General features: G+C 72.5%; 7 protein-coding genes and 1 pseudogene. 4 read left to right on the forward strand and 4 right to left on the reverse strand.

Annotated features, from left to right (window positions below; all coding sequences use genetic code 11):
- Positions 1 to 46: 46 nt before the first annotated feature.
- Entirely contained in the window at positions 47 to 1597 is a 1551-nt protein-coding gene (locus tag IE140_RS34610; protein WP_189461024.1) for an alpha/beta fold hydrolase, read from the reverse strand.
- Positions 1598 to 1766: 169 nt separating this feature from the next.
- Here IE140_RS34610 and paaK point away from each other — a divergent pair, with 169 nt between their 5' ends.
- The gene (gene paaK / locus IE140_RS34615; protein ID WP_109177364.1) at positions 1767 to 3068 is read left to right on the forward strand and encodes a phenylacetate--CoA ligase PaaK; all 1302 of its coding nucleotides are present in this window, start codon (positions 1767 to 1769) and stop codon (positions 3066 to 3068) included.
- A 51-nt stretch (positions 3069 to 3119) separates the two neighbouring features.
- Positions 3120 to 3575, forward strand: a pseudogene (locus IE140_RS34620) (amino acid ABC transporter ATP-binding protein); the annotation flags it as partial.
- Between the two features lie 11 nt (positions 3576 to 3586).
- Here the strand turns inward: IE140_RS34620 and IE140_RS34625 are convergent.
- Complete coding sequence (locus IE140_RS34625; protein WP_150197554.1) at positions 3587 to 5092, reverse strand: acyl-CoA synthetase; 1506 nt, start codon at positions 5090 to 5092, stop codon at positions 3587 to 3589.
- A gap of 154 nt (positions 5093 to 5246) precedes the next feature.
- Here IE140_RS34625 and IE140_RS34630 point away from each other — a divergent pair, with 154 nt between their 5' ends.
- Positions 5247 to 7661, forward strand: a complete 2415-nt coding sequence (locus IE140_RS34630; RefSeq protein ID WP_150197555.1) for an acylase — start codon at positions 5247 to 5249, stop codon at positions 7659 to 7661.
- A gap of 54 nt (positions 7662 to 7715) precedes the next feature.
- On the opposite strand, the gene IE140_RS34635 is transcribed toward IE140_RS34630, so the two are convergent.
- Together IE140_RS34635 and IE140_RS34640 are read right to left on the reverse strand one after the other, a co-directional pair.
- Positions 7716 to 9266 (reverse strand): acyl-CoA synthetase, encoded by a 1551-nt coding sequence (locus IE140_RS34635; protein ID WP_150197556.1) that lies wholly within the window; start codon positions 9264 to 9266, stop codon positions 7716 to 7718.
- Complete coding sequence (locus IE140_RS34640) at positions 9263 to 10372, reverse strand: NAD(P)H-dependent flavin oxidoreductase (protein ID WP_107409759.1); 1110 nt, start codon at positions 10370 to 10372, stop codon at positions 9263 to 9265. Before IE140_RS34640 ends, IE140_RS34635 begins: the two co-directional genes overlap by 4 nt.
- A 224-nt stretch (positions 10373 to 10596) precedes the next feature.
- Here IE140_RS34640 and IE140_RS34645 point away from each other — a divergent pair, with 224 nt between their 5' ends.
- Positions 10597 to 12468 carry a serine hydrolase domain-containing protein gene (locus IE140_RS34645; protein ID WP_150197557.1) on the forward strand — a complete coding sequence of 624 codons (1872 nt, stop codon included), beginning with the start codon at positions 10597 to 10599 and terminating at the stop codon, positions 12466 to 12468.
- Positions 12469 to 12506 lie beyond the last annotated feature (38 nt).

Raw genomic sequence — 12506 nt, forward strand, 5'->3', positions numbered from 1 at the left:
GAACCGGTCGCTCCGCGGCATCGTGTCGGTCCGGAACGACCTGCGCTCAGCCCGCGCCGCCGGCTCCTTCCCGGTGGGTGAGACCGAACCTGCGCAGTGCCGCGAGGAATTCCCCGGGCCGGTCCGCATGGATCAGGTGTCCGGCGTCGACGGTGACCAGCTCGGCGTCCGGTATCGCGCGGACCATCCGCGCGAGCTGCTCCTGGTCGATGTGGCTGTCGGGCCCGCCGCCGATGACGAGGGTGGGCACGGTGATCTCCGGGAAGCGTTCACGGACGGCCGGGTCGGGGTTGTTCAACTGGGCGTCGATGTCGGGGACGACGGGCCAGTCGAAGTCGAGGTCGCCGTCGGGGCGGACAGAGGGCGCGCGGGGCGGGTCGAGCGGGAGGAGGGGCGGCGCGTCCTCGATGATCAGCCGGCCGATCAGGCCCGGTTCCCGCTGGGCCAGGAGGTAGGCGGCGACCCCGCCCATGGAGTGCCCGACGACGGTCGCCCCGGCGAGGTTGCGGGCTTCCAGGAAGGCATGGAGGTCGTCGCGGAACATCTCGAAGGAGTAGCGGCCGGGCCAGTCGCTCAGACCGTGGCCGCGGAAGTCGGGGGCGTACACGCGGTGGTCGGCGGCCAGGTCCTGCGCGATCCGGGTCCAGGTCTCGCCGGAGCCCGCCCGGCCGTGCAGCAGGACGACGGGCGGGGCATCGGGGTCGCCCCACACCCGGTAGGACAGCCGGACCCCGCCCGCCTGGACGTTCAGGATCTCCGGGTCGAGGAAGGCCTCCACCGTACGGGCGAAGGCTCCGGGGTCGTCGAGCCACGGGAAGTGCCCGGCCCCGCGCTGGACGACGAACTCGGCGCCCGGGAAGAGCGCGGCGAGCTCCGTGGCCCGGTCCGGGCCGGGGTGGCCGTCGTACTCCCCGGCGAGGACGAGGACCGGCACGGTCACCTCGCGCAGGGCGGCGGCGGTGGCGACGGGATCGAAGGCCCCTTCCTCGGCGTAGCGCCCGCGGGCTTCCGTGTTGGTCTGCCCGGCGGAGGCCTCGGCATGGGCGCGGGCCGCCTCGTCCCAGCGGCCGTAGGTGAGGGGCCGGACGGCGGGCCACAGCTCGGCGAACGGTCCCCCGGCGAGCAGCGCCTCCTGGGCGGCCCGTGCCTCGGGGTACCAGGGCTCGTCGCGCCGCAGTTCTGCGGCCTCGCGCAGGTCGTCGTCGGTCACTTCGATGCCCACGGCCCGGGTGCTGGGCGTGACCAGGGCCAGGGTGCGCAGCCGTTCCGGACGGCGGGCGGCGTACAGCAGGGCCAGGTCGGCTCCGGCGGAGTGCGCCAGTACGTCGATCCGCTCCAGGCCCAGGTGTTCGCGCAGGGCTTCGACGTCGTCGACGAGGCGGTCGCAGCGGTACGTCGAGGGGTCATCGGGCACACCGGACGCCCCGGTGCCGCGCAGGTCCGGCAGGACGAGCCGGCGCCGGGCGGCGAGCCCTCCGAGGTCGCCGAGATACGCGCTCGCCCGCATCGGCCCGCCGGGCAGACAGATCAGCGGTTCCCCCTCGCCCACCAGGTGATAGGCGAGCAGGGTCTTGTCGTACGCGGAGAAGGTCGGCATACGCCCCATCCAAACAGGAAGCCGTGAGCGGGCACAGCGGACTTCGCCGCGGGCTGATCGGCTCCGGACGCCGCGCGCCTCTTGCCAGCACCCCCGGCCGCCTGAATTACTGCTCCCAGGAAGATCGACCGAATGATCGGTCGCCCGGTCCGGGAGAGGAAGGGTCCTGATGACGGCCATGCTGGACGCGGCGGAACGGCTCGGCCGGGGCGAGCTGGAGGCCCTGCAACTGGAACGGCTGCGGTCCACGCTGCGGCACGCCCACGACAACGTTCCCTTCTACCGCGACGCTTTCGACCGCGCGGGACTGAAGCCCGAGGACTGCCGCACGCTCGCGGATCTGGCCCGGTTCCCGTTCACCGCGAAGACGGATCTGCGGGACAACTACCCCTTCGGGATGTTCGCCGTACCGGAGCACGAGGTGCGCAGGATCCACGCCTCCAGCGGCACGACGGGGCGGCCGACGGTCGTCGGATACACCGAACGGGACCTGGACACCTGGGCGGACGTCGTGGCCCGGTCGATCCGGGCGGCGGGCGGGCGGCCCGGTCACAAGGTCCATGTGGCGTACGGCTACGGCCTGTTCACCGGTGGTCTCGGGGCGCATTACGGGGCGGAGCGGCTCGGCTGCACGGTGATCCCGGCCTCCGGGGGCATGACCGCGCGGCAGGTGCAGCTGATCCAGGACTTCCGGCCCGAGATCATCATGATCACGCCGTCGTACATGCTGACGCTGCTGGACGAGTTCGAGCGGCAGGGGGTCGATCCGCGTTCGACGTCCCTGAAGGTCGGGATCTTCGGTGCGGAGCCGTGGACCGAGGGGATGCGGGCGGAGATCGAGGAGCGGTTCGCGATCGACGCGGTGGACATATACGGGCTCTCGGAGGTGATGGGCCCGGGGGTGGCGCAGGAGTGCGTGGAGACGAAGGACGGGCTGCACATCTGGGAGGACCACTTCTATCCGGAGGTGGTGGACCCGTTCACCGGTGAGGTGCTGCCGGACGGTGAGGAGGGGGAGCTGGTCTTCACCTCGCTGACCAAGGAGGCGATGCCGGTGATCCGTTACCGGACCCGGGACCTGACGCGGCTGTTGCCGGGGACGGCGCGGACGTTCCGGCGGATGGAGAAGGTCACCGGCCGCAGCGACGACATGGTGATCCTGCGCGGGGTGAACCTCTTCCCCACCCAGATCGAGGAGATCGTGCTCCGGACGCCGGGCGTCGCCCCGCACTTCCAGCTGCGGCTGACCCGCGACGGGCGGCTGGACGCGCTGACGGTCCTCGCGGAGGCGCGGGCGGACGCGACGACCGACGAGCGGGAGAAGGCGGCGCGGGCCATCGCGGCGGCGGTGAAGGACGGCGTCGGCGTGTCGGTGAACGTCGAGGTCGTGGATCCGGAGACGCTGGAGCGTTCGGTGGGCAAGATCCGACGGATCGTGGACCTGCGGGAAAAGGGGTCCGGCACGGGGTGAACAGCGGTGCTGACCGGCGCTGTTCACCCCGCCGCAACACCCGTTCCCACCATGCAGAACATCACCCTGGCCCCGCGCCGGGTCCACGGGCTCTCCCGGGCCCGGGCCGAGACGGACGCCCGGGAGCTGCTGGAGCGGCTGGGGCTCGGGGCGAAGGCGGACGAGTATCCGGACCGGCTCAGCGGCGGGCAGCAGCAGCGGGCCGCGATCGTGCGGGCGCTGGCCGTACGCCCCCGGCTGCTGCTCCTGGACGAGATCACGGCGGCGCTCGACCCGGAGCTGGTGGGCGAAGTGCTCGGCCTCGTCCGGGAGGTGAAGGAGGACGGCATGACGATGGTGATCGCCACGCACGAGATGGCGTTCGCGCGTGAGGTCGCCGACCAGGTGTGTTTCCTGGACGCCGGGGTGGTGCTGGAGCGCGGCACGCCCGAGGAGGTGTTCGGCGCGCCGCGCGAGGAGCGCACGCAGCGGTTCCTGCGGCGGATCGTGGCGGCGGGGCGGCTGTAGGACCGCCGGTTTCAGGTCAGCTCGTCCCGCAGTTGCCGCTTGAGGATCTTCCCGCTGGCGTTGCGCGGCAGTTGGTCGACGAACACCACACGCTTGGGCGCTTTGAAGGCGGTGAGCTTCTCGCGGGCGTGGGCGATGAGTTCGCTCTCCGCCACGCTCGCCTCGGCGCGCCGGACGACGACGGCGGTGACGGCCTCGATCCAGCGGTCGTCGGGGAGGCCGATGACGGCGGTCTCGGCGACGGCGGGGTGGGTGTAGAGGGCGTCCTCGACCTGACGGGAGGCGACGAGGACGCCGCCGGAGTTGATGACGTCCTTGACCCGGTCGACGACGGTGAGGAAACCCTCGGCGTCGCGGACGGCGAGGTCGCCGGAGCGGAACCAGCCGTCGCGGAAGGCCTCCGCGGTCTCCTCGGGCTTCTCCCAGTAGCCGGAGCACAGTTGGGGCGATCGGTAGACGACCTCACCGGGGGTGCCGTCGGGGACGTCCTCGCCCTTCTCGTCGACGACGCGGGCCTCCACGAAGAGGACCGGGCGGCCGCAGGACTCCATGCGGCCCTCGTGCTCGTCGGGGCCCAGCACGGTCGCCAGCGGGCCGATCTCGCTCTGCCCGAAGCAGTTGAAGAAGGCCAGGTGCGGCAGCCGTTCGCGCAGGCGCTCCAGGACGGGGACGGGCATGACCGAGGCCCCGTAGAACGCCTTCCGCAGTCCGCCGAGGTCCCGGGTGGTGAACTGGGGGTGGTTGGCGAGGGCGATCCAGACGGTGGGCGGGGCGAACAGACTCTCGGCCAGGCCCTGTTCGACGAGGTCGAAGACCGAGACGGCGTCCGGCGCGTCCAGGATGGTGTTCTCCGCGCCCACCGCCAGATAGGGCAGCAGGAACACATGCATCTGGGCCGAGTGGTAGAGCGGCAGCGAGTGCACGGGCCGGTCGGCGGCGGCGAGGCCGAGCGCGGTGATCGCGCTGACGTACTCGTGGACCAGGGCCCCGTGCGTCATCATCGCGCCCTTGGGCAGGGCGGTGGTGCCGGAGGTGTACAGCAGTTGCACCAGGTCGTCGGCGGCGGGCGGGCGCTCCGGGGTGAAGGGCCGTTCCGTCTCCAGGGCGTCGAGCAGCGAACCGGGAGCGTCCCGCAGCGCGCGTACGGTACGGCCGGCGGGGAGCCGCCCGGCGAGGTCCGGGTCGGTCAGCACGAGGGAGGAGCCGGACTGGTCGAGGAGGTAGGCCAGGTCGTCACCGGTGAGGTTCTGGTTGACCGGCACATGCACGAACCCGGCCCGGGCGCAGGCGAGGAAGCCGATCAGATAGGCGTCCGAGTTGTGTGCGTAGGCGGCCACCCGGTCGCCGGGGGCGAGTCCGTGGTCCTCGGTGAGGACGGCGGCGGCCGTGGAGACCGCGGCGTCCAGGGAACGGTAGGTCCAGGCCCGGCCGGCGTACCGCACGGCGGTGCGTTCGGGGGTGCGCCGGGCGCTGCGGGTGAGGACGCCGTCGACTGTGCTGCTGCGTACACCTGTCATGGCGTGATCCTGTGCGGGGCGGGCCCCGGGGGTCAAGAGGCCGGATACCGACCGGACGGTTGACAGTTGCCGGGGATCCCTGGCTGAGTGGCGCGTGGCTGTCCGGACGGTCCGGTCAACCGCCGGTGCCACCCGCACCGTTGGGAGGAACGCCTTGAGAACGCGATACCGTCTGAGACTGCTCGGGGTTGCCGGACTCGCCCTGTTCACCGTGTCGGCGTCGCTGCCGCCGGCCACCGCATCCGGGGCGGGACAGGAGCGGCACCCGTCCGGCGGTGGGCTCTCCGCCGTCGTCCGGTACACGGAGTACGGCATTCCGCACATCGTGGCCAAGGACTACGCGCAGCTCGGCTTCGGCACCGGCTGGGCGCAGGCAGCCGACCAGGTGTGCACGCTGGCGGACGGCTTCCTCACGGTGCGCGGGGAGCGGTCGAGGTTCTTCGGGCCGGACGCGGCCACGGACTTCTCGCTGTCCTCGGCGGCGACGAACCTCTCCAGCGATCTGTACTTCCGGGGCGTCCGGGACAGCGGGACGGTGGAGAAGCTGCTGAAGGTCTCCGCGCCCGCCGGTCCGAGCCGGGACGTGAAGGAGACGATGCGCGGGTTCGCCGCCGGGTACAACGCGTGGATCGCGCAGAACCGGATCACCGATCCGGCCTGCCGGGGCGCGTCCTGGGTGCGCCCGGTGACGGCGCTGGACGTGGCGGCGCGGGGGTACGCGCTGGCGGTGCTCGGCGGCCAGGGGCGCGGGACCGACGGCATCACCGCCGCGCAGCCGCCGACCGCCGCTCCTCCGGCGGCCGGGGTCACGCCCGAGGAGGCGGCGTCGGCGGCGAAGCGGCTGCTGTCGGCGCAGAACGCGGACATGGGGTCCAACGCGGTGGCCTTCGACGGCTCCACCACGGTGAACGGGCGCGGGCTGCTGCTGGGCAACCCGCACTACCCGTGGCAGGGCGGACGCCGCTTCTGGCAGTCGCAGCAGACGATCCCCGGGGAGCTGAACGTGTCGGGCGCGTCGCTGCTGGGCGCGACGACGATCTCGATCGGGCACAACGCGGATGTGGCGTGGAGCCATACCGTCGCCACCGGCGTGACACTGAATCTCCATCAGCTCACCCTCGACCCGGCCGACCCGACCGTCTATCTGGTGGACGGCAAGCGGGAGCGGATGACGAAGCGGACGGTGAGCGTCCCGGTGAAGGGCGCGGCCGACGTGACCCGGACCCAGTGGTGGACCCGCTACGGGCCGGTGACCACGTCGATGGGTGCGGCGCTGCCGTTGCCGTGGACGGCGACGACGGCGTACGCGCTCAACGACCCCAACGCGACGAATCTGCGGATGGCGGACACGGGGCTGGGCTTCAGCAAGGCCCGGAGCACGAAGGACGTCGAACGGTCGCTGCACCGGAATCAGGGCATGCCGTGGGTGAACACGATCGCGGCGGACCGGGCCGGGCACTCGTTCTTCGCCCAGTCGCAGGTGCTGCCGAGGATCACGGACGACCTGGCGGAGCGCTGCTCGACCCCGCTGGGCCGGGCCACCTACCCCGCCTCCGGCCTCGCGATCCTCGACGGTTCGCGGAAGGACTGCGCCCTGGGCAGTGACCGGGACGCGGTGCAGCCGGGGATCTTCGGCCCGGGCCGGATGCCGGTGCTCAAGAACCTGCCGTACGTGGAGAACTCCAACGACAGCGCGTGGCTGACCAACGCGGACCGGCCGCTCACCGGGTACGAGCGGGTCTTCGGCACGATCGCGACACCCCGGTCGATGCGGACGCGGGGCGCGATCGAGGACGTCGCGTCGATGGCGGACAAGGGCCGCCTCAAGGTCTCCGACCTTCAGCGGCAGCAGTTCGCCAACCGGGCGCCGGCCGGGGATCTGGCCGCGTCGGAGGTGGCGAAGTGGTGCGCCGCGCTGCCGGGCGGTACGGCGGTGGGCACCGGCGGTACGCCCGTCGACGTCTCGGACGCCTGCACGGTGCTCCGGCGCTGGGACCGGAGCGTGGACAGCGACAGCCGGGGCGCGCTGCTCTTCGACCGGTTCTGGCGTAAGGCGTCGTCGGTGCCGGCGGCCGAGCTGTGGAAGACCCCGTTCGACCCGGCCGATCCGGTGCGCACCCCGCGCGGCCTCAACACCGCGGCGCCCGGCGTGGGCAGGGCCCTGGCGGACGCGGTGGCGGAGCTGCGGGCGGCGGGGATCGCGCTGGACGCGCCGCTGGGCAGGCACCAGTTCGTCGTACGCAACGGCAAGCGGCTGCCGATCGGCGGCGGGACGGAGTCGCTGGGCATCTGGAACAAGACCGAGCCCGTGTGGAACGCGGCGGGCGGTGGTTATACGGAGGTGTCGTTGGGCTCCAGCTACATCCAGGCGGTCGGCTGGGACGACAGCCGCTGCCCGGTGGCACGGACGCTGCTGACGTACTCCCAGTCGGAGAACCCGAAGTCCCCGCACTTCAGCGACCAGACCCGGCTGTACGCGGGTGAGCGCTGGGTGACGTCCCGGTTCTGCGAGAAGGACATCGCACGCTCGCCGGACCTGCGGGTGGTGCGGGTGCACGAGCGGCGGTAGCGCACGTCCGGGAGGGGCGCGCCGCCCGCACGCCCCTCCCGGAACCCGCTCCGGCTACAGAGGTCGCTCGAAGCCCTCCCAGTACGGTTCACGCAGTCGCCGTTTGTAGAGCTTGCCGTTGGGGTCGCGGGGCATCGCGGTGATGAAGTCCAGGCTCCGGGGCCGTTTGTAGCCGGCGAGCCGCTCCTCGCAGTGGGCGAGGATCTCGGCGGCGAGTTCGTCCGACGGTGCGTGGCCCTCGGCCGGTTCGACGACGGCCTTGACCTCCTCGCCCCGGTCGGCGTGCGGGATGCCGAAGGCGGCGGCGTCCGCGACGGCGGGGTGGGTGAGCAGGGCGGACTCGATCTCGGCGGGGTAGATGTTGACGCCCCCGGCGATGATCATGTCGATCTTGCGGTCACGGAGGAAGAGGTAGCCGTCCGCGTCGAGCACACCGAGGTCGCCGACGGTGAAGAAGTCGCCGATGCGGTTCTTGCGGGTCTTGGTCTCGTCCTTGTGGTAGCTGAAGCCGCCGGTGCTCATCTTCATGTAGACGGTGCCCAGTTCGCCCGCCGGGAGCCGGTTGCCGTCGTCGTCGAACACGGCCAGCTCGCTGATCGGCCAGGCCTTGCCGACGGTTCCGGGCTTCTTCAGCCAGTCCTCGGCGGTGGCGAACGCCCCGCCGCCCTCGCTCGCCGCGTAGTACTCCTCGACGCAGCTCCCCCACCAGTCGATCATGGCGCGTTTGACGTGGTCGGGGCAGGGGGCGGCCCCGTGGATGGCGTGCCGCATCGAGGAGACGTCGTAGCGGGCCCTGACCTCCTCGGGCAGGGCGAGCAGCCGGTGGAACTGGGTCGGGACCATATGGGTGTGGGTGCAGCGGTGGACGTCGATGAGGCGGAGCATCTCCTCGGGGGCCCAGCCGTCCATCAGGACCAGCGGGTGGCCGATGTGCAGGGCCGCGCCCGCGAATTGGAGGACGGCGGTGTGGTAGAGCGGCGAGCAGACGAGGTGGACGTTGTCGTCGAAGGGCCGGATGCCGAAGATGCCGAGGAACCCGCCGAGGTACGTCTCCTCGGGGCGTTTGCCGGGCAGCGGCCGGCGGATGCCGCGCGGGCGGCCGGTGGTGCCCGAGGTGTAGTTCATGACCCAGCCCAGGGTGCGGCCCTCGGGCGGGCCGGCGGGGTGGCCGTCGAGCAGGTCGGCGTACGGGCGGCTGCCGGGGACCGCGCCGACGCCGTAGCGGTGGCTCGTGGGCAGCCCCGCCTCGTCGGCGGCGGCCGTCGCGGCGGTGGCGAAGCGTTCGTGGGCGATCAGGACGCGGGCGCCCGAGTCGGCGACGATCCAGGCGATCTCGGGGCCGACGAGGTGGTGGTTGACGGGCACGAGGTAGAAGCCGGCCTGCGAGGCGGCGAGGTGGGCGGTGAGGAGTTCGACGCCGTTGGGCAGCACGACGGCGAACGCGTCGCCCTCGCGCAGTCCGGCCGCGCGCAGCCCGTGGACCATGCGGTTGACGTCGGTGTGGAGCCGGCCCGCGCTCCACTCCTCGCCGTCGGGGGCGATCAGGACGGTGCGGTCGGGGTCGGCGGCGGCCTGGGCCCAGAAGCCGTTGGGCGGCTGGTTCACGTGGCGCTCCTTCCGGCGATGCGGTTGACGCGGGTGACGGCCCGTTCGAAGCCGCGGGTGAGGTCGTCGACGACGGCCTGGACGCTGCGTTCGCTGGTCATCCGGCCGACGATCTGCCCGACAGGTGTGCCGAGCAGCTCGCCGACCTCGTACTTCTGGATCCGGGAGACGGCCTCGGCGACCAGCAGCCCCTGGAGCGGCATGGGCAGGGTGCCTGGCCCCGCCGGGTCGTCCCAGGCGTCCGTCCACGCGGTACGGAGCTGGCGTGCGGGCTTGCCCGTCAGGGCGCGGGAGCGGACGGTGTCCCCGGAGCCCGCGGCGAGCAGTTTGGCGGTCAGGGCCTCGGAGTGCAGGTCGGCCTCCTCGGTGGTGAGCCAGAGGGAGCCGAGCCAGACGCCCTGGGCGCCGAGGGCGAGCCCGGCGGCGACCTGTTCGCCGCTGCCGATGCCTCCGGCGGCGAGGACGGGCAAGGGGGCGACGGCCTCGACGACTTCGGGGACCAGCACCATGGAGCCGATCTCGCCGGTGTGGCCGCCGGCCTCGTACCCCTGGGCGACGACGACGTCGATGCCCGCCTCCGCGTGGCGCCGGGCGTGCCGGGCGCTGCCGGCCAGGGCGGCGACGAGGACGCCGTGGTCGTGCGCACGGGCGATGACGTCGGCGGGCGGGGAGCCGAGGGCGTTGGCCAGGAGCTTGATCGGGTAGTCGAAGGCCACGTCGAGCTGGCTCCGGGCGACCTCCTCCATCCAGCCGGTGATGCGCCAGCCGGACGCCTCCCCCTCGGCCAGCTCGGGCACACCGTGGCGGGCCAGGAGTTCCCGGACGAAGCCGCGGTGTTCCTCGGGGATCATCGCCTCGACGTCCGCCTCGGTGACGCCCTCGACCTTCTTGGCTGGCATGACCACGTCGAGGCCGTACGGCTTGCCGTCGGCGTGTTCGTGCAGGCGGTCGAGGTCGCGGGCGAGGTCGTCGGGGGCGGTGTAGCGGACGGCTCCGAGCACGCCGAAGCCTCCGGCTCTGGTGATGGCCGCGGCGACTTCGGGGAACGGCGTGAAGCCGAAGATGGCGTGCTCGATTCCCAGTCGGCGGCTCAGTTCCGTCTCCATGGGCGGCAGGATGCCGCAGCGGTGCGGCCGAGGGAAGAGATTTTCTGATGCAGTGTCAGATTCTTTGCGGACCTGAACCCGTCCGGAATGGGGGAGGTGACAGTAATCTCTGCGGCGGCAGGAACTTTCACTGCTCGGCGAGATTTCGGAAGTTACTTTCGCGCGGGCTCCGGCATACGGGTGCGGCCCGGTGACCGGACGTCAGGCGCGGGAAGGAGTTGCGGATGACCGGGGACACGCAGGGGCACGGGCGGACCTCCGAGAACACCCCAAGCACCGTCGGGAGCGGCATCGCCCGGCGGCGGCTGGGCGGCGGGATACTGGCGCTGGGCGGGGCGCTCGCGCTGACGCCGATTCCTCTCGCGGGAGCCGCCGCCCGGAGCGGGCCGGGCAGTACGGCGGACACGGGAGCGGGCATGGAGTCACGGGCGCACCGGCCCACGCTGCGGCGCGGCAGCGCGGCGCGCGCCGGGCTGCTCCAGGAACCGCTGGACCAGCTCGTCCGGGACGCGGAGGCGTATCTGGCGGATTCCCCCAAGCACCCCTGGTACGCGGGTGCGGTGCTGCTCGCCGGGCGGGGCGGCACGGTGGCGCTGCACCGGCCGATCGGCAAGGCGGTGCGTTACGCCGCGTACGACGAGAAGACCGACACCGGGGTGGAGTTCCCGGCGGACCAGCAGATCCCGATGGCCGAGGACACCGTCTTCGACCTCGCCTCGATCTCCAAGCTGTTCACCTCGCTCCTGGCGGTCCAGCAGATCGAGCGCGGCCGGCTGGAGCTGGAGGCGACGGTCGCCTCGTACCTTCCGGACTTCGCGGGCGGCGGCAAGCAGGACATCACGGTCCGCCAACTGCTCACCCACACCTCGGGTTTCCGGTCGTGGATCCCGCTGTACAAGGAGCCGACCCGGGAGGGCAAGCTCCGCATGCTGTGGGACGAGGTCCCGGCGAGCACCCCGGGCAGCGCCTACCTCTATTCCGACCTCAACCTGATCTCCCTCCAGCTGATCCTGGAGCAGATCACCGGCCGCACGCTGGACGTCCTGCTCCGCGAGGAGATCACCGCCCCGCTCGGGATGCACCGCACCCGCTACAACCCGCCCGCCTCCTGGAAGCCGAAGATCGCGGCGACCGAGGACGCCCGGCTCCCCTGGTCCGGTCTGGAGCGCGGTCTCGTCTGGGGCGAAGTGCACGACGAGAACGCCTTCGGCTTCGGCGGGGTGGCAGGCCATGCCGGGGTGTTCTCCTGCGCCTGGGATCTCGCGGTGCTCGCCCGGACACTGCTCAACGGCGGGGTGTACGGACGCTCCCGCATCCTGTCCGAGGAGTCCGTGGACCTGTTGTTCACCGACTTCAACACCGCGTTCCCGGGCGACGAGCACGGCCTCGGCTTCGAGCTCTACCAGCACTGGTACATGGGCGCGATGGCGACCCCGCGCAGTGCGGGGCACACCGGATTCACCGGGACCAGCCTGGTGCTCGACCCGACGACCGACACCTTTCTCATCGTGCTGGGCAACTCCGTCCACCCCGTACGGAGTTGGCGCTCGGGCAGCGCACCCCGGGTGGCGACCGCCAACCAGCTCGCCCGGGCCGTTCCGGTCCGGCCCGAGCGGGGGCGCACCGCCTGGTTCTCCGGGATGGCGAGCGCCTCCACGGCCACGCTCACCCTGCCCGCCCTGCGCCTGGACTCCGCACGGGCCCGGCTGGAGTGCGCGCTGTGGTGGGACACCGAACCGGCCTCCGACGGCCTCTTCCTGGAAGCGTCGGCGGGCGGGGAGGACTGGCAGCCGGTGCCCTTCACCACCGCACGCCCGGGGCCCGGCCACCGCCCGGACCCCGTGCCGCACCCGGCGGGCACGGTGACCGGCTGGTCGGGGCGGGTGTGGCACCGGCTGGAGGCGGACCTGTCGGCCTGGCGCGGCACGAGCCTCCGGCTGCGGTGGCGGTACACCACGGACCAGCTCTACGTGGGACGCGGCGCGTACGTGGACGCCCTGCGCGTACGGGACGGGGGCCGCACGGTCTTCGACTCCGGGCGGCCCCGGGACGCGGGGCGGATCGGGGCGGCCGGCTGGGCGCTGTCGGCCGACTGAGCGGCGGGGCGGGGCGGGGCGCGTGGTGCGGCGGCGCC

It is taken from the genome of Streptomyces parvus, assembly GCF_014648875.1.
In the GTDB taxonomy this organism is placed as follows: Bacteria; Actinomycetota; Actinomycetes; order Streptomycetales; family Streptomycetaceae; genus Streptomyces; species Streptomyces parvus.